General features: G+C 64.1%; 7 protein-coding genes. 3 read left to right on the top strand and 4 right to left on the bottom strand.

Annotation, left to right across the window (positions count from 1 at the left end; all coding sequences use genetic code 11):
- Positions 1-3: 3 nt before the first annotated feature.
- The 4 genes from KF724_13320 to KF724_13305 all read right to left on the bottom strand — a co-directional run bounded on the left by KF724_13320 (position 4) and on the right by KF724_13305 (position 6,089).
- Complete coding sequence (locus KF724_13320) at positions 4-1,494, bottom strand: type II secretion system F family protein (protein ID MBX3356669.1); 1,491 nt, start codon at positions 1,492-1,494, stop codon at positions 4-6.
- Positions 1,494-2,978: a type II/IV secretion system protein gene (locus tag KF724_13315; protein ID MBX3356668.1), complete on the bottom strand. Its 1,485-nt coding sequence runs from the start codon at positions 2,976-2,978 to the stop codon at positions 1,494-1,496. The genes KF724_13320 and KF724_13315 overlap by 1 nt, the downstream gene beginning before the upstream one ends.
- Positions 2,975-5,293 carry a hypothetical protein gene (locus KF724_13310; GenBank protein ID MBX3356667.1) on the bottom strand — a complete coding sequence of 773 codons (2,319 nt, stop codon included), beginning with the start codon at positions 5,291-5,293 and terminating at the stop codon, positions 2,975-2,977. Before KF724_13310 ends, KF724_13315 begins: the two co-directional genes overlap by 4 nt.
- Before the next feature lie 70 nt (positions 5,294-5,363).
- Entirely contained in the window at positions 5,364-6,089 is a 726-nt protein-coding gene (locus tag KF724_13305) for a hypothetical protein (protein MBX3356666.1), read from the bottom strand.
- Positions 6,090-6,490: 401 nt separating this feature from the next.
- Between KF724_13305 and KF724_13300 the strand changes: the two genes are divergently transcribed.
- The 3 genes from KF724_13300 to KF724_13290 all read left to right on the top strand — a co-directional run bounded on the left by KF724_13300 (position 6,491) and on the right by KF724_13290 (position 18,697).
- A complete protein-coding gene (locus KF724_13300) occupies positions 6,491-14,278 on the top strand; it encodes a hypothetical protein (GenBank protein MBX3356665.1) in 7,788 nt (2,595 codons plus the stop codon).
- A 130-nt stretch (positions 14,279-14,408) separates the two neighbouring features.
- Positions 14,409-15,878 carry an ankyrin repeat domain-containing protein gene (locus KF724_13295; GenBank protein ID MBX3356664.1) on the top strand — a complete coding sequence of 490 codons (1,470 nt, stop codon included), beginning with the start codon at positions 14,409-14,411 and terminating at the stop codon, positions 15,876-15,878.
- On the top strand, positions 15,875-18,697 hold the full coding sequence (locus KF724_13290; protein MBX3356663.1) for a hypothetical protein: 2,823 nt from the start codon (positions 15,875-15,877) through the stop codon (positions 18,695-18,697). Before KF724_13295 ends, KF724_13290 begins: the two co-directional genes overlap by 4 nt.
- Positions 18,698-19,410: the final 713 nt, after the last annotated feature.

Genomic DNA, 19,410 nt, shown 5'->3' with positions numbered 1-19,410 from the left:
ACCTCATCGCAATACCTCCTGGAGCCTGACGAGTGGAAGGACGGCGGCCATCACCACGATGCCGACGAATGTCGCGAGCAGCACGATCGTCGCCGGTTCGAGCACGCTTGCAAGTCGATCGATGAGCCGAGCGGCCTGGCGCTCGTAGCGCCGCCCGATCCGCTCGAGCACCGGCGCAAGTTCGCCGCTCGCTTCACCCACCGCGATGAGCTGCAGGAACTCCCGATCAAACCACCCCCCCCGGAATCCCCCCCGGAATCCCCCCCGGAAGCCCCCCCGGACGTTGGATTGTCGAGCGCGCGGGTCGGAGTCTCCATTTCTACTTCCGGGGCCGGGGGCGGGGCCGGGGGTTCCGGGGGCGGGGGTTCCGGGGGCGGGGGAGAGCGATTCGACGAAGCTCTGTCCACGCTCGATCCGCTCGGCGGATAGAACGAGTGCGCTTCCAAGACCTGACGCAAGGCCACGACACGACGGCGCCGCCAGCCGCAGTGCATCGACGAGTGGAATGCCCGCGCGCAGGAGATCCGCGATCAGGAGCGACACGCGCGCGACCGCCATCCGACGCGTGACGAGTGGAACGCGACTCTGCAGCCGATCGCGCAGGTCTCCCATCAACGCCGACCAGCGACGGAAGTATCGAAGTCGTCCGAGCAGGACAGCCATCACCACGATCAGCACGGTGACCGCAATCACAGACCAGCCCCATCGCACGACGAAGCCACCGATCGCCATGACCGCGCTCGTCAACACAGGAGTCTCGATCCGGGAGCTCGTGAGCACGGCGGTGAGCTGCGGTAATGTGCGCAATGCAAGAAAGAGTGCGACCGCGACACCGACCATCGCCACGATCGCCGGATAGGTCAATGCACCGATCAGCTTCTGCGTGAGCTTCGCGCTCGACGCATTCCGATCCGCAAGCTCGCGCAGCGCCGGAGCGAGTCCGCCACCGGATTCGGCCGCGTCGATGAGCGCGACCTCGACCGGATCGAACCAGCCAGGATGCCTCCGGAGCGCCCCCGGAAGAGGCAGACCTGCGCGCAGATCCTCGCGAACGAGCATGAGCGTGCGTCTCAGGCGTGATGACAGATCGCGACCGCCATCGCTCGTCGTCAGCGTCTCGAACGCCTGCAGGAGCGGCACACCCGAGTCGAGCAGCATCGCGATCGCGTCAAGCGCATCGGCGCGGGCCTGGACCCGGCGACCGCGCAGCCATCCCTGGAACGCCGAGTCCGCTGGCACACGCGGAGGTGCATGGTCCTTGTGAGTTGCTGCAGCGCGCTCTGGAGACGAAGGACGATTCTCGACCGCCCGGACCGAGAGCACGCTCAGGCCCGCGGATCGCAGCGCCGCACGCGCCTCGGCTGCGCTCTCCGCAGACACCTCGCCGCGCCTGATCGAACCGCGCCGCCCCTTCACACGCAGCGCGGTCGCGACCTGGGGGACGGAGTCGTTCGCACTGCGGTCCGACTCGAGCGCTTCGTAGTGCCACAGCATCAGAGTGTCCCCAGAAGCACGCGCTCGACTTCCGCGGTGGTCGTCCGTCCTTCACGAACGAGGCGCTCGCCCTCCTGGATGAGCGAGCGCATGCCATCCTGTCGCGCCGTCATGCGAAGTTCCGCGAGTTCTGCACCGGCAGAGACGAGTTCGCGCAGTCGCTCGTTGACGAGAAGCAGTTCAAAGACTCCCGTCCGACCCCGCAGTCCCGTGCCAAGGCATTCCGTGCAACCGGAGCCGGAACATGGTGCATGAACGAGCCGCACCAGGCGCTGGGCGACCACCGCCGAGAGCGACGCGCCGATCAGGAATGGTTCGACACCGAGATCGATGAGTCGCGTGAGTGCGCTCGGTGCATCGTTGGTGTGCAGCGTCGAGAGAACGAGGTGACCCGTCAGGCTCGCCTGGATCGCGATGCGCGCGGTCTCCGTGTCGCGGATCTCGCCCACCATGACCACATCGGGGTCCTGGCGGAGGATGTGACGCAGGCCGGTCTCGAAGGTGATTCCCTTCCGGGGGTTCACCTGGGACTGGCTGACACTGAGGCCACTTGAAGCGAGCTCGTATTCGATCGGGTCCTCGATCGTCATCACATTGAGCTGCGATGTCGCGACCTGCTTGAGTGTGGCATAGAGCGTCGTGGTCTTGCCGGATCCGGTGGGCCCGGTCGAGAGGATGATGCCGTGTGCGCGCCGCGCACGCTCGAGGAACGGTGTCGCCACCTCGGGCGGCATGCCGAGCCCCTGGAGATCCTGTAGCTCGCGCGAGTGATCGAGAAGTCGCAGCACCACACGCTCGCCGTGACTCGTCGGCACCGTCGAGATCCGCAGGTCGATCACGCGTGTGCCGATCGTCACTGTCGCGCGGCCGTCCTGCGGAACACGGCGCTCCGCGATGTCCATCCTGCCCATCACCTTGATGCGGCTGGTGACCGAGAGCGCGACCCCCGGAGGGATGGACCGGACATCATGCAGCACACCATCGATCCGGTAGCGGACCTTGCATTGGTCGACGAGCGGTTGAAGATGGATGTCGCTCGCATCGCGACCGAGCGCTTCGAAGAGGATCGCGTCGACGAGTCGAACGAGTGAACCCTTGCCGTCGATGTTGAGTAGATCGCGATCGGCGGCCGCGAGCAGCGATTCCACTCCGCCGCCAGACGAGGGGTTGTCACCTGCTGAGGCATCGGTGCCAGTGCCGTGCCGCGTTGTCGAGTCATCCTCCGTTGCGGGTGTCGAGCGTCGTGCTTCCTCGAAGATGCGGTCGATCTCGCGCGCGATCCATTCCGCGTCGGCGACGCGCGTGCTGATCGGACGCCGAAGTCGAACCGAGATGTTGTGCAGCACCTCCGGCACTGGCGGGGGATCGCTGACAAGGAGCTCTTCAACTTCACCGCTCGCTTCTCCGGGGACGACGAGATGCCGCCGCGCGAAGTCGCGAGGGATCGAGCCCACGAACGATCGTGATTCACTTCCGGGGGTCATCGGATGACCCTGGGTTCGACGGCCGGTGCGTCGGAGTCGATCTTCGCGGCGATCGCGTCCTGCTCGGAGAGATACTTGAGATCCTCGAACGCGCCGTGGCGAAGCACATTCGCGCGGATGAAGACATAGAACTTCGACTTGTTGTCGCTCGTCACCCGGTTCTTGAAGAGTTCGCCGATCAGGGGGATGTCGCCCACGAACGGGATCTGCGAGACCGACTGCGCCTCGAACTCAAGCTCCAGTCCACCGACCGCGACCGTGTAGCCGTCAGGGATCGTGACGATGCTCTGCAGCGTGTTCTGCTGGCGCGGTGGCGGCAGCGACGGATTGCTCGAAGCGCCGACGAAGTTCGAGATCGCGACCGAGTAGTCGAGGATGAGATGGTCGCGCTCGGCGATCTGAGGGCGCACCTTGACCGTCGTACCTGCGTCCTGCGTGCCGCCGAACGATGTGGTTGCGACGGTGGTCGAGGCGTTCGTCGAGAGCACCGGCTGCTGAAGGAGCGATGTCAGTGTCGCGTCGGCGTTGTTCGTGACGAGCACCTTGGGGATGTTGAGCGCCTTCCCCTTGTTCACCTGTTCGAGCGCGTGGACAAGCACGCTGAAGTCACCTGGGCGGAGGACGACGCCCGTGAACCCCTGGAGCGCCGGCACATTCGCAGTCGGCGCAACCGCGGCCGTCGTCGTCGAGGTCGGCGCGGGGATCGGCGGCGCGATGCCGAAGAGTGACGACAGCGACCAGAGCGTGCTGCCGTTGATCTCCATCTTCGAGAGTTCGACGCCGAGCTCCATCGACTGGTTGTCGGTGAGCTGGACGAAGAGCACTTCAAGCATCACCTGCGGCTGCCTGAGATCGAGTGTCCTCAGGATCTGCTCGATCTGTGCGAGGACGCGCGGCTCGCCGACGACGATGATCGAGTTCGTGCCCTCGTCCGCAGTGATCGTGAGAACAGCTCCCGACCCGTCGCCCATGCCGGGGGACTGGCCGTGTCGAGTGGTGCGAACGGTTCCGCTGCCCGATGGTCTGGCTTCCGGTGGTGGCTGGAAGAGCGGTGTCGCGCCCTGAGGAAGCACATCGCGCTCGGTGCGCTGAGAGACCGCCTCAGGTGATGGCCTGCGCGGTTCGGCGAGTGTGAGATCCGTGTCCGAGGCGCCGAGCTGGCCGGTCGAGACGAGGTCGTTGAGAAGCGTCACGACCTCCTTCACCGGCCGGTTCTTCACGATGTAGGTGCGCATCTGCCGGCGACTTCCGGGGGGCGCCGAGTCGAGCCGTTCGATCACTCCGCGGATGGACTCATGCTCTGAAGGCGTTGCGGTCACGATGAGCGTGCCCGTGAAGTCGTCGACGACGATCTTCCACCTGTCCCCGGAACCCTTCGGTCCAGCGTCACGCGCGGTCTGGGCGAGGAGCGAACCCACTTCTCCGGGGGCGAAGTGGCGGGGCGTGTAAGTGCGTGTCTCGACAGGACTCCGTTGATCGAAGGTCGAAAGCATGCTCCGCCAGATCACGAGGTCTTCCGGGGGAGCCGTGACGATGATCGAACCGCCGTCCGGCGAGGCGATCAGTTTCCCCTTGAGCTTTCGGCCCGCGATCTCGTCCCGCCCGGCGACGGCACCTAAGACGAGCGCGATCAGCTCCGAAGGTCTGAGGTTCTCGACGGCGTATGTCGAGAAGACAACCTCGCCGAATGGGAGGTCGACGAGGCTCTTGATGTACTCCGCCTGCTCGATGCGCGAGCGGTAATCCGTGAGGAGAAGCAGCGGTCCGTCGCCAAGCTGGATGATCGAGCCGGACGGCTTCGAGAGCACATGCCTGATCGCCTCGATGAGCGCCTTGGGGTCTCGGTGCTCGGCTCGGAGGATCATCGTCGCGAAGCCCGAGAGATCGGGGTCGTCGCCTTCCCGATCAAGCCGCGCACTTCCGGGGGCGTCCGCCATCCTCACCACGCTCACCACTCGGGCACCAGGTCTCCGCACCGTCGCGAATCCGCGGGCCGCGAGCAGCTCATTGGTGAGCGCCCAGAGTTCATCGTTCGTGAGGTCACTTGAAACTCGAATCGTGACGGTTCCCTTGATTCCGGGGGCGTCGTACTCGATGTCGAGGTCGAGCCGCTTCGCCGCGAGGTCGACGAGGCGCGCGAGCTCCATCTCGCCGTTGAGTGTGATGCGGTCGGCGCGATCGGGTGCGCCCTGGCTGAGCGCGGACGAATGAACCAAGAGCAGGGTGCTGAGGGCACCAGTGATCAGGATCGCCGACACTCGTCGCCGACGGCACTTGCACAGGATCGTTGCCGGTCGACTCGCCTTTAGGAACATGGGATGACCCTCTCTCAGGCGACCGACTCGGCCTGATCACGGCGCCTAACGCCTCTGCTCGAGGATTGCGTCAGTTGCCTCCCGGCGCCGCAGCCGCCGCGAACGCTGTCTGAACGCTGCCAAGTCCACCGTCGAGGCTCGTTTGCGCGGCGACGACTGCCTCTTCGGCCCGGACGGCGGCAAGGAGCGCGGCGTGATCTTCCGAGAGGGTCGTGGACATCCTCGCCGCACGAGCTTCGGCAACAAGCGCCGACTGGATGTCGAGCCACGCCTCTGGCGAGCGCTCGACGACGGTGAACGAGGTCGGCACATTGTGAACAAAGGCGGTCGTGGCATGAGCCAGGCGGGTCTTCACCTCGGAGCCGAGTCCGCTTGTGGCGGCATCGAAGAGCGCCGCTCTCGCGGCTGCTCGTGCCGTCAGCGCCGTTTCGTAGGCTGCCTGTGCGGCGGCGACTGTGGCAGGAGATTGACTGGTCGCGAAGGGCCCGCGCGCCGCCTCTTGCGCCGCGGTCAATGCGGCACCGGCACTTGATGCGGACTCGTCCGCGCCTTCGAGCGCGGCGACAAGCGTCGCGCTGTCGGCGAGGTTGGCGAGGATTCCGGTGGCCTGCGTACCGTTGACCCCGGCGGCGGCCAAGACCTCCGGCAAGAAGCCGAGCCGTGCTGCAACATCGAGTGTCGCGACAGCCAGCGGCGTTGGGGGTGGAGGGGGGGCCTGTTGGACATTGATCAGTGCGAGCGAAGTGAACGCACCGGACGCGATCGCGATCGCTCCGACCAAGAGAAGCTTCGGCATGGATCGATCCTCCAGAATGGGGCCACGAAACGAGCGTCCGCGCCGCCGCCGAGGCCGCGCGACAACTGCCCCTTGATGGTACCGGGCGGCGCAAAGGCGAAGCCATCGGATCAATTCGTCCACCGTTCATCCACACGACCATCGCGCCCCGATTGACTCTAGCGCGTCGAGGTTGTAATTAGTCAAGTGGGAAGTTCTGTGGGGTCCGGACGGCGCGTGGGAGAAGTCGTCGCCTCGGTGCCCGGGTGTTTGACTTGCGACCCCCAGAGGGTCGGCGCGATAGTTGTCCGTTCCTTGTGGATACGACATTCGAGAGGCGGCATCAGATGACAATGTGTCAGTTCGCGGGACGTCGATCGAGGGCAATTGGTGTCGTCCTCGCCTGCTCCTTTGGGCTAACGGTGAAGGCTCAGGTCCTTGAACCTGTCCTGCCATGCACTGATCCCGAAGACGCGCAGGAGACCATCGAGGAGCATTGTGTTGTTGGCCTCACCTGGGTGCCGACCACGCTGCCTGGCCTGGACGCAAGCTGGTTCTGGTGCATGCCACCGGCGGGCGAGCTCATTGCTGCGCCACTCTCGACGCCCACTGCGTTCAAGGAGCGTCTTCATCAGGAGTTGTGCGTTGGATTGGGTGTTTGCCAGAGCTGCTGGCCACCGTCGATGCGGACTGACGACGGTCTCGCTCAGGTCTACAAGTGGTGGATGGTCAACGCGCTCGTCACTCTGACCATTGAGGAGAACTCGGACTGTACGGGGTTGACCGAGCTTTTCAATCTCGCCGACTCTGTGGATGGTCCGGACTTGGGGGCGGTGGCAAGCGCGACGGGAATCACCGTCCCGACCCTCAGGGTCGAGCTCGCGGCGGCTTGGTTCGAGCAGCATGGCGCCGCGTGGGCGACGAGCGCGGGAGGGAGCTTCTGCACTGAAGTGAGCGCGTGTCTTCCGGGCGTGCTCGGCTTCACGCCGACGGCGGCGCAGTTCACGTCGGTTACCGCGAGCGTTGCGGGGTCGATCGGCTCATGTGGGTATTGCGGGAACCCAGGCGGTGGCGCGTCGGATCGCTGGGGTGACGTGGAGGCTGGCGATCAGGACGGAGACGGCGTTTCGTGGGGATGCACCGACCTCAGCAGTCTGCTGACGAGTTCGCTCGCGTGCTATCCGCCGCCCGGCGAGGCCGGTGCGATGACGCGGGACGATGTGATCGCGCTTACTGCTGAGTACATTGCCGCCGCCGATGCGGCTGGTCCACCGATGCGCTGCACCGCATTGGTCGGCTGTCTTGAAGAGTGGTTGGTCGAGGCCATGCCCTCGGGCGGTCCGCTCCTTCAGGCCGAGCTCCTGCTTCTGCTCTCCGCCGGCGACGACTGTGACATCATCCTGAATCCGTTCCCGCCGGACTTCATCGAGGATCCGGAGGGTGCCGCGTATGGCCTCTGGGACGAGGGTGCTTGTGGCTTCTGCGGCGTTGGTCCAGGACCGCTTGAAGCGCTCCGAACGCTCACCTGCAACAACCCCGATCTCTGGATCATGCCGGTCGATCTGCGATACGGCCACAAGGTCGAGCGGGAGACGGATCTTGCCCTCGCGCTGAGCAGTGGAAGCTACGCACTCACGCGAACCTACCGAAGTGAGCCCGGATGGACGCCGGAGCCGTTGAGCGGCGAGAAGTGGTCGCTGTCGGCGTTTGCCCGCGCGAAGGAGACTGGGACCACGGTGCAGTTCGGCTCGAACACCGGTCTCCAGGCGATGGCACCGATCTCGACCACGACCGGTCCTCTCGCGACGGTCGATGGCACGCCGCTCCTCCTCGCCGGACGGACGCACCAGACTGTGCAGGCCACCCAGCTCTGCGTCGGTGATCGCGTCGTTCCAACCTATCGAGTCCGCGAGCCGGGCGGCTGGGAGATCGACTACTACCGAATGAAGCGCTCGACCGAGGAGCCGAGCGAGGCTCTCGAGGAATGCGCGGAAGATGTCGAGGAGCCCGATGACGCGCTCGTGGGTCTGCCGGTCCGTTGGGCTGACGAGTATGGCAATGCGCGGCATTTCGAGTACATCGTGTTCCCCACCAGCGAGGCCCCGGTGGCGCGGTTGAGCCGGATCGTGTTCACGCCTGCCGGCGGCGTCGCTCCGGATGACATCGAGGCGGAAGTGCGCTTCGTCTGGATCCTCGACCAGGCATCAGCGGACCTCGGTCGTCTGCGAAGTGTCGTGGCGCTGCGGTGGACCGGCGGCGAGTCGTCGACGGCGGTGCCGATCGCGCGAACGGACTACCTCTACTTCGACGATGTCATCGGCGCGAGTCCCGACTTGGGTTCGAGCGGCGACCTCGTGCAGGTGACGCGCTCCGAGCGCATCGATCCGGCCCCAGGAGCTTCTTCTGACGAGCCGGTCTGGTACAGGCGGATCACCCAGTACCGCTATCACGGCGGCACTGGCGCCTCCAGTGGCGTCAACTTCGGCGAGCGCGACTTCACATGGGTCGGCGCTGCGCACCAGCTCAAGATGGTGATCGGTCCGCAGCAGATCGAGTATCTCGCGGCGCGCTCGGGACTCGGCGCACCCTCGACGCGCCTCGAACTGGCTGCGGCAGGAATTCTCACCCAGCCTGATGACGGTGACGCGATCGAGAGCGAGCTCGTACTCATCGTCGACCTTGCGTCGAAGATCATCGAAGCGTACGAGCCAAGCGGGGAGCGGCGCGTACTCGTCGAGTACTCGCAGAGCTCCTGTGGATGTTCGGTCGCCTCGGGGACGACGCAGCCGATGAGGTACATCTTCGACTACTGGAGCTACGGCGAACCCGTCGACCTCTGGACGACGCGGGTGCGCGAGGAGTACTTCGACTCGGGGATGAGCACCTGGCTCGTCAATCGCACGACCTACATTGACATGGCACAAGTCGGCCCGGCGCCGTCGGGTTCTGGCACGACGCCAACCTCGATCATTCGGCACGCGGTCATCGTCGACTCGGATGCCTGGGTGACCGCGATTGAGTACGACAGCGCCACGGGCCTGCCTGAACTGGCCTATCTGCCTTCCAATCTCCCGACCTACACGCCGGGCACCGACTCGACCGCGCCGAGCTACACCGTTGGCACCACGGGGATGGCACAGGCGTTCACCTACAACGGAGCCAAGCGCCGCACTCAGCATCGACTGGTGGATGTTGCCGAGGACGAGAGCTACATCGTCACGCGGACAACCTGGGGCGACGACTCACCCGTGCCCTCATGGCTGCCGGTGAAGATAGAGCGATTCCGGGTGGAGACGACGGACTCCAACCCGACTCCCGGGGCCGACGACGTCGAAATCACCGAACTCGCGTACCAGTTCCACGACGGTACGACCACAATCTCGGTGGTCGAGACGAAGACCGAATGGGACGGCGCCGCGTTCAACGGGCCGTCCACGGACTTCGTGTACACGCACGAGCTGTTCGATGCGCAGGGGCGGCGTGTCTGGAGCCGCGCTGCCGATGGGGCACTCACGAGGCGCGAGTTCTCCGCACGCACCGGTGGTGTGACGCTCGTCGAACGCAACGCCGAACCGCCGGGTTCATGGGACGCGGCATGGAACACCGGCAGCCTCAACGGCAGCTTCACCGGCCTCAACACCTCGGGCGGGTCGCTGACCACGGAGATGTCCTATGACCTTGTCGGTCGACTTCAGAGCCAGACATCATCGGCGGGCGTCACGAGCTATGTTCGGCGGGAGCTCCGCGAGTGCGGCGATCATCCAGGACTCGAGTACCTGGCGGTCATTTCCCTGCCGCCGGAACTGGGCGAGGACGACCACACCGGACCGGCATCCATTGCATGGGTCGATGCGTCCGGCGCCTCGATGGCGTCATGGCAATGCGCGATCTCCGGTGAGTACGAGCTTGGTTCCGGGGATGAACCGTGGCCGCAGGCGGTCACCAACTACTCAATCCATCTGAGCACCGAGTCCCTCCTGGCGCGATCGAGTGTTGTACGGAACATCGCTGGGCAGGTGACGAGCACCACATCGTGGAACGCGCCATCGGGGCACGGGCCCGATGGCGGCAAGGCAACGACGCGGTTCGCCCACGACTTCCTCGGTCGCCACGGAGTCACGATCAGCGCCGTCGGCACGGCAACGCGGCAGACATTCGACGCGTTTGGACGCGTTGTCGCGACCGAGATCGGACTCGCGCATCCGACGAATCACACCCCGCTTGAGTGGACCATGTCCGTCGTCGCTGAGTACGAGTTTGATGCCGGCGGGGTGGGCAACGGGCTCCTGACGAGCACGACTGCGCATGTCGACGGCTCGACGACACGCGTCACGAACCACACCTACGACTGGCGCGACCGATTGGTGATGACGGAGAACCCGCTCGCTCCGCACTCGGCGCAGCTCTATGACAACCTCGATCGCGTGGTCGCGTCGGCGACTTTCTCCACGCTCCCCGGAAGCGTGCCCTCGAGCTTCGACGGCGCCGATGCGACGCGCGTCTCGCTCCAGCGTACCACCTACACGCAGCGCGGGCTCGTCGCGCGGAGCGAGGTGGCGATCGACCCGACCGAGGACGACGCCGGCCAGGCGTTCCTCTCGACGAACCAGTGGTATGACGAGGTCGGCCGCACGGTCGGCGTCTGGGCCCCGAACTCACCCGGAAGGAAGACCACCTTCGACGGCCTCGGACGCGCGACGGCCGAGTACCTCACCGACCGCGGCGGCGATGTGTCTCCAGGTGCTGGCAGCCATGCCGATGTCTGGAGCGACTCGACGCGCGCATCGGTCCTCTCCGACGACAAGGTGCTTGACCAGACCGAGTATCGCTACATCACCGCGAATGGCCCGCGGAAGGGCCTTCTTGACCTCGTCAGACATCGCGAGCGCATCCACGACACGAGCGCGACCGGCGCCCTCGGATCTTCGACCGCGGTGACATCGTTCCGGGGACTCTTCTATGACATCGCCTCGCGGGTCACGCATTCCGTGGACTACGGCACGAACGACACCACGAACCACCAGTTCGTGAGTGGCACCTCCGACCCGACGATCACCCAGGGCTCGCCGCCCGCAAACGGTCCGAACGCGCTCGTGACCCAGACGATCTACGACCCCTTCCGAGGTCTTGCAACGACGACCGTGCGCCCCGGCGGCCGCATCGATCGGACAATCGTCGACGCGCTCGGCCGCTCGATCGCGACGGTCGAGAACGAGGTCGGAGATCCCGTGACGCTCGCATGGAACTCGGGATCGCAGAGCTGGACGGTCTCGAACGCGAGCGAGGAGAACGACGAAGATCGCGTCACCACCTTCGTCCACAACGGCATCGGCCAGCTCGTGAAGATGACGGCCATCGCGAACGGAGAGACGACGGGCGGCGTGGATCAGGTGACCGAGTACATCCACGGCGTCTCGAACGACCCCGAGGGACCGGACCCGTTCGTCTCGTCGTCGATTTTCTCGAACGACCTGCTGCTCAAGATCATCTACCCGCCCGGCGAAGGGAGCTCGACCCTGGCGACCCGCACCGTCTTCTACGGCTACAACCGCCAGGGCGAGATCGTGGCCATGGTCGACCAGAACGAGACGCTGCACGAGTACGAGCGTGACGCGCTCGGCCGCATGACGCGCGACACCGCGACCGCGACCGCCTCGAACATCGATGCCACGATCGATCGGATCGATCTGAGCTTCGACTCCGCCGGCCGACTCTCGAAGGTCACCTCGCTCGAGTCGGCAGGACCAACCGTTCGGAACGAGGTCGAGTTCGGCTACACCCCGCTCGGCCAGGTCGAGAAGGTCTATCAGCACTCCAAGGGCGCCGTCTCCTACGACGGCGGCGGCCTGCCGACCGGCGACACGCGGCTCGTGGGCTACGAGTATGCCAACGCAGAGATCGGTTCAAGCTCGACCGGCAACTTCTCCCGCCAGACGGGACTGGCCTATCCTCGCAAGGTGAACTCCTCGGGCCACGACCCGGAAGTGCTCGAATACGCCTTCGGCACCTCGGGCGGCACGGACGACCGCATCAGCCGCGTGAACCAGTTCAAGTTCAACCTGACAAGCAGCACGAACACCTCGATGGTGAACTACGCCTTCGTGGGCGTGGGCCGGACGATCCTGGTCGACCTCGACCAACCCGATGTGCAGCTCGACTTCACGCTCTCGCTCGACGGCAAGCGCCGCACGGTGGGATACACCACGCAGACGCAGGGTTTCTATCCCGGCTTCGACCAGTTCGGTCGGCTTGCGCTCCAGACCTGGGCCGACGGCGGGTTGACGAGCGCATCGAGTCTGCCGACGAAGCCGCAGATCGTGGCCCTCCAATATGGCTACGACGACCGCGGCAACAGGACGGCCGTCCTCGATGTCCGCAGGGGCAACCTGTGGAACCGGAGCCACACCTACACGAACGACGGGCTCGACCGTCTGAAGAAGGCGCGTCGGAACACCTGGGCGAACCTCATCTCGGGCTCGCCTGTGGACGGAGTCGGCACGCAGTCGTGGGATCTCGATCTGCTCGGCAACTGGAACGAGTTCCAATCCTGGGCCCCAGGAAGCCCACCCGCGCCTGAGACGGAAACCCGCACGCACAACGCCGTGAACGAACTGCTCACGCGCACGCTCCCGAACTCAGGTCCCGAACACACGCTCGGCTACGACGCCGCGGGGAACATGGCCACCGACGCGGTCACCAGTGGAAACACAACGATCTACACGCACGATGCGTGGAACCGCCTGGTCAAGGTCGAGGTGGACGACGGAACCACCGTCGTCACGAAGCTCGAGCAGGAGTTCAACGGGCTCACCTGGCGCACACTCAAGCGCGAGGACACCCCCGGCAGCGGCGCCGGCCTCGACGAAGAGCGGACCTACGCCTACACCGCAAGCTGGCAACTCCTCGAGGAGCGGGTCGATGCGGATTACTCGGGCGATCCGGGACTCGACAAGCGCGTGCAGTACGCCTGGGGCCTGCGGTACATTGACGACTGCCTGATGCACCGCGCCGACCTGAACAACGACGGCGACTACGCGGATTCCGGGGAGAACACCTGGTACCACATGACGGACGGGATGTTCTCGACGGTGGCGGTGCTGAATCGCACTGCCACCTTGGTCGAGCGCGTGAGCTACGACAGCTACGGCCAGGCGAGGCACCATCGCCCAGGCGATGTGAACGGCGACGGGAACTCGGGGTTCACCGACTCGGCGCTCGTCGGCACCATCATCGTCGCCAACGGCGGCACTCCCGTGCCGATCACCTCGAGTCTCTACCGCGCCGAGGCGGACCTGAACCGCGACGGCACGATCAACTCAAGCGATCGCACGCTCGCGGGAGTGTCGGCCAGCGCACTCGCAAGCGGCTTGATCTCGAACTCAGGCACCGGCGGCCCCGACAACTCGATCGGCTGGGACGGGTATGTGTTCAATCCGGCGGTGGGTGACTATCTCGTTAGGCACCGCACCTATGGTCCGGACCTCGGCAGGTGGAGGGAGAGGGATCCGATTGGGTACTCGCACGACCTCTCTCTATATAGCTATTGCCTGGGGAGGCCGATATGGTTCACCGATTCGCGTGGCCTGGCACCAGATCAGTATGGGTTGCGGCGGGATGACGCTGACTGCACGGATTGCGCCAATGGACTCAGACTCAACGAGTGCTATTGCGTCCCACAAACGACTACGCTGACGCCGGTTGGCCGCGATCCAGTTGAGTACACCAAGCTGATGAGTAGGGCAAATGACTGGATTGAGTTCATTGGTGTTGTGCAAGCAGTTGGAACAGGAGTGCAAGTCGGTAACGCGATGGGCGGCATCTCTTCATGGGCTCTCCGCCGATTCCTGAGGCGTCAAGCGGAGCACTTCTGGACGGATGCTGCGGGTCTCGCGACTCTGAGCAGTTTCTACATGAGCCCCTATGACCTGGAGGGGCTGCTCGCGTCCACGGCTCGGTCGGCTACCCGTAGAATCGGCAGTTTGCATGCGGCGGTTGAGATGAGATGCTGCCGTCAGCGGGGCATGATCTGGAAAACAAGCGTGACAGAGGCAATAGTGAAGTGGTATGGCTGCGTCAGCCCCGACTTTGGAAAGAACTTCTGGTCAGTGCAGGATATCTCACAGAGTCAGATATACGACTGCATCGACGCCGCGGTGGAACGGTGCGACCAAGACGCACGGAGGCAAGGACGCAAGGACCATGAGGCGTAGTGGACGAAATCTCCACTCGGCTGTTTCGGGCCGAGATTGGGCGGTAGTGGTAACAGCCGCTATAGCCGTTCTTTCCTGCTGGACTTTGGCGATCTCGAGTCCTTCTGTCGTATTGCTCGAGCGCCACACAATGTCGAGCGACGCGCTGGCGTGGATGAAGTGTGCGGTCGAGTCCTGCGACGAACGCCTGCTGATTGACGCACTTAACTGCGCCTCGCCAGAGGAGATCAAAGAGAGTTCCTGGTTGTTCTACGAGTGCATTCGCGCGAAGTGGCCGGAGGGTGTGCGAGCGTTGGCGGACGCTGGTGTTCCCACAACGCGTGCGATGGACTCGCTTCACACCCCACTGTCCTACGCCGCTCGCCAGAGCGACATCAAGAGTCTCGGTTGGCTGCTCGCAGCAGGCGCAGATCCGAACGGAAGTGTCGAGGACGGAGTCGAGGAGCTGTCAGTTCTTAGTAGTGCCATGGGGCAGCCACTGGAGAGCCAATTGGTCAGCTTGCTCTTGGCTGCGGGTTCCGACCCCAGCGACCCTCGGCAGAGGGGTCATCTTCTCCTCGGGCGTGCGTGGTCGGGGGAGACCGTGCGGCTCTTGATCTCAAATGGCGTCACGCTGGGCCGCGATGGGGAGCCGATCGACGGCAAAGGTGGTATGACAATCTCGGCGCTCCAAGAACTTGTGCGTCAAGGTGTCAGTCCACATGATCTCGGAAGGGACGGAAAGTCGCTAGTGGAACGACTGCGTGTGAGGGTGGAACGCCTCAGTCGTTTGGGTGATAGGGAGAGCGTGTTTCGAGAAAGCGTGTTTGTTGACTACTTGGAAGGCAGACGGCCGTGCGAACAGGATGTGGTGCCGCAGGGTGCCTCTCCGAAGTTGGCGGCACCCGAGGATTGGGTGCGCGCAGCGATTGACGCAAGGGATCCAGAGCTTCTCAGTAGCGCCCTAGCGTGCATTTGCATGCCGCCACCACCGAAGATTGGGCGCGCGTTCGCAGTGCAAGCGGTCGAGGTCGATTGGCCGGTTGGAATCCGCATGCTCGCGGAAAGGGGTGTACCGGTAAGGCATGATTCAGCAATCGCCGCTGCGATCAGGCTTGATCGCGCAGAATGCCTACGGATCCTCTTGGATACGCCGAGTGAGATTGCTGACCAAGCCTCTCTCGTGCGGATGCTCCAGAACCTCGCGATCGACCGAGCCGGAGGCCACAAAGTCACCGCGATTCTGCTGGAATTTTGGCAGCAGCGCTCCGATGTTCCACCGCGTCCACTGCTTTTGGACTGGTTTGACCGGGCGGTCGATTCGCGCGTCGCACAACTGTTGTTGTCGGCGATGCTGCAGAGCGCGGCGGATTGGGAGGGCATTGAATGGCCGTCTCATGTCCGGTCGGCGGTCCATCGGGGGCCATCGTTTGTGAGGCTCCTGAAGGAGTTGTCTGCCAACGAGCATGCCGCAGCCCTGAGGGCGGAGCTCGACCGCGCCGCTACCGAGGAGGCTCGCCAACAGCGTCTGCAACCGCGAAGTAACGATGGAGGCAAGTCAACGCGCCAACTGGGAGTTGACGCACTTCTCGGGTTCGGACCCTGTCGAGTGAGCAAGTGACGCTGTCATGCTGTCAGCGTCAACTCGCGCGCGAAACTGACCCGTTCGTCTCGTCGTCGATTTTCTCGAACGACCTGCTGCTCAAGATCATCTACCCGCCCGGCGAAGGGAGCTCGACCCTGGCGACCCGCACCGTCTTCTACGGCTACAACCGCCAGGGCGAGATCGTGGCCATGGTCGACCAGAACGAGACGCTGCACGAGTACGAGCGTGACGCGCTCGGCCGCATGACGCGCGACACCGCGACCGCGACCGCCTCGAACATCGATGCCACGATCGATCGGATCGATCTGAGCTTCGACTCCGCCGGCCGACTCTCGAAGGTCACCTCGCTCGAGTCGGCAGGACCAACCGTTCGGAACGAGGTCGAGTTCGGCTACACCCCGCTCGGCCAGGTCGAGAAGGTCTATCAGCACTCCAAGGGCGCCGTCTCCTACGACGGCGGCGGCCTGCCGACCGGCGACACGCGGCTCGTGGGCTACGAGTATGCCAACGCAGAGATCGGTTCAAGCTCGACCGGCAACTTCTCCCGCCAGACGGGACTGGCCTATCCTCGCAAGGTGAACTCCTCGGGCCACGACCCGGAAGTGCTCGAATACGCCTTCGGCACCTCGGGCGGCACGGACGACCGCATCAGCCGCGTGAACCAGTTCAAGTTCAACCTGACAAGCAGCACGAACACCTCGATGGTGAACTACGCCTTCGTGGGCGTGGGCCGGACGATCCTGGTCGACCTCGACCAACCCGATGTGCAGCTCGACTTCACGCTCTCGCTCGACGGCAAGCGCCGCACGGTGGGATACACCACGCAGACGCAGGGTTTCTATCCCGGCTTCGACCAGTTCGGTCGGCTTGCGCTCCAGACCTGGGCCGACGGCGGGTTGACGAGCGCATCGAGTCTGCCGACGAAGCCGCAGATCGTGGCCCTCCAATATGGCTACGACGACCGCGGCAACAGGACGGCCGTCCTCGATGTCCGCAGGGGCAACCTGTGGAACCGGAGCCACACCTACACGAACGACGGGCTCGACCGTCTGAAGAAGGCGCGTCGGAACACCTGGGCGAACCTCATCTCGGGCTCGCCTGTGGACGGAGTCGGCACGCAGTCGTGGGATCTCGATCTGCTCGGCAACTGGAACGAGTTCCAATCCTGGGCCCCAGGAAGCCCACCCGCGCCTGAGACGGAAACCCGCACGCACAACGCCGTGAACGAACTGCTCACGCGCACGCTCCCGAACTCAGGTCCCGAACACACGCTCGGCTACGACGCCGCGGGGAACATGGCCACCGACGCGGTCACCAGTGGAAACACAACGATCTACACGCACGATGCGTGGAACCGCCTGGTCAAGGTCGAGGTGGACGACGGAACCACCGTCGTCACGAAGCTCGAGCAGGAGTTCAACGGCTTGACTTGGCGCACGCTCAAGCGCGAGGACACCAATCTTGACGGCACTCTGGACGAGGAGCGCGTCTTCGCCTATTCCGCAAGCTGGCAGCTTCTCGAGGAGCGGGTGGACAAGGAGTACATCTCGAGTCCCGGCCTGAACAAGCGCGTGCAGTATGTCTGGGGCCTGCGGTACATTGACGACTGCCTGATGCACCGCGCGGACCTGAACAACGACGGCGACTACACCGACTCGAACGAGAACACCTGGTACCACATGACGGACGGGATGTTCTCGAGCGTGGCGGTGCTGAATCGCACTGCCACCTTGGTCGAGCGCGTGAGCTACGACAGCTACGGCCAGGCGAGGCACCACCGCCCAGGCGATGTGAACGGCGACGGGAACTCGGGGTTCACCGACTCGGCGCTCGTCGGCAACATCATCGTCGCCAACGGCGGCACTCCCGTGCCGATCACCTCGAGTCTCTACCGCGCCGAGGCGGACCTGAACCGCGACGGCACGATCAACTCAAGCGATCGCACGCTCGCGGGAGTGTCGGCCAGCTCGCTCGCAAGCGGCTTGATCTCGAACTCAGGCACCGGCGGCCCCGACAACTCGATCGGCTGGGATGGGTATGTGTTCAACCCGGCGACGGGGGATTACATCTCTCGATATCGCACTTACCTTACGCAGGTAGGACGTTGGGACCGGCGCGATCCGGTTTCCATCTACATTGTGGGCTCTCTTTATGAAGCAATGGCTTCGGACACCACACGCTTGCTAGATCCGATGGGATTGTGCTCGATCTGTCCAGACTGTGACCACCCAACACCGCCAATCAAGGACTTCAACTGTGCTGGCTTCGCGTTCAAGTGCTATGAGAATCTGCACGAAACCCCTGCACGGGAGCGTCTCAAGCTTGCAAATGGACGTGAGCTTGCAAGTTGCAATGACAGGTGCGACCCAGGTCAAACAAAGTGCTGGATGTGGGCGGTCAGCGTGCAAGTCTGCCAAAAGCTCCAGTTGCTCCATGGAGGTGAGGTGGTGACAGTGTGCTTCAAATGCGTACCGCACTCAACAACGTACCATGTCGTGTGCGGCCAGTCGGGTCCCGATGGATCAGACCCGGCAGGATGTCCTTCGAAGTGGGGAGAGGCTCCCATCGACACTGACCCAGAAGGCAATCCTGTTCTCAAACCTGGGCGCGAGTGGGGTACTCGACCCGATGAACACCTTGACGAGCAGTGTGTGCGATTCATCTTTGGTCAACCAATCTGCACGTGCTCAGACGGGTCCTTGCTATGCAAGAAGGAGAAGGACCTGCCACCTACGCACATCCCAGATCCGACGAATCCTCGGCAGAGAAAGAGAAATCCCGACCGGCCGCTCTACATTCCAGAACCCCTTCCTGTACCGGGAGCACGCCCGTGAAGTCTATAGCGAGTTTCCGATGAGGGAACCCAAGCGCCCGAGTCGCGCGATAATGCTCCGCGCGGCCTTCGGCGTCGCGACACTGGTGTGTTCAGTCCTATGGATTGCCAGCGCATGGTGGTCGATCAGACTGACGCTGGGCTACGGCTGGAGAGCGGTATGGACGAATGGGTTGTTCATCACTTCTCGCTACCATGCAAATCGCCCGCACAACGGAATCGGAGTCGCCGTTACTGGCGTTGGCATCAATGCGGCCGATCAGAGGCTTGAGGACGGCGTGTTTCTGTGGTGGCCGCCTCCAACAAGCTCAGATGCTCAGTGGTTCGCATCAATCGCAGGCTGGACTCCTGCACTTGGCTTGGGAGTGAGCGCCATTGCCTTGGAAATTTGTCTGGCGAGACGCCGTAAGCAATCATGCGTGGGAGCTATCTGTGCGCGCTGCGGATACTCGATCAAAGGACTGTGCGAAGGATCGACCTGTCCTGAATGCGGGAAGCCGACTCTGAGGTGACGATATGCCTGCAGTTGTCAACTCGCGCGTAGAACTGACCCACTGCCGAGCACTGAGATCCGGCCTAATCCGGTCCGATCTGTCACGATGCGGACCCTTCCCTCTTGGTATCACGATCACTCCGGCGATCCCCACCGCACGGTCAGGATCGATTGGGATGGCAGAGCGGTAAAGCGCCGGAGAGACATTTCGCATTCTGTCA

It is taken from the genome of Phycisphaeraceae bacterium (assembly GCA_019636735.1).
Taxonomy (GTDB): domain Bacteria; phylum Planctomycetota; class Phycisphaerae; order Phycisphaerales; family SM1A02; genus VGXK01.
This window is presented reverse-complemented; position numbering and strand designations above follow the sequence as displayed.

What these genes read in the sequence shown, in the direction of transcription:
- KF724_13315 (MBX3356668.1), bottom strand. Translation starts at nt 2,978, where the DNA reads ATGACCCCCGGAAGTGAATCACGATCGTTCGTGGGCTCGATCCCTCGC.
- KF724_13310 (MBX3356667.1), bottom strand. Translation starts at nt 5,293, where the DNA reads ATGTTCCTAAAGGCGAGTCGACCGGCAACGATCCTGTGCAAGTGCCGT.
- KF724_13305 (MBX3356666.1), bottom strand. Translation starts at nt 6,089, where the DNA reads ATGCCGAAGCTTCTCTTGGTCGGAGCGATCGCGATCGCGTCCGGTGCG.
- KF724_13295 (MBX3356664.1), top strand. Translation starts at nt 14,409, where the DNA reads ATGTCGAGCGACGCGCTGGCGTGGATGAAGTGTGCGGTCGAGTCCTGC.
- KF724_13320 (MBX3356669.1), bottom strand. Translation starts at nt 1,494, where the DNA reads ATGCTGTGGCACTACGAAGCGCTCGAGTCGGACCGCAGTGCGAACGAC.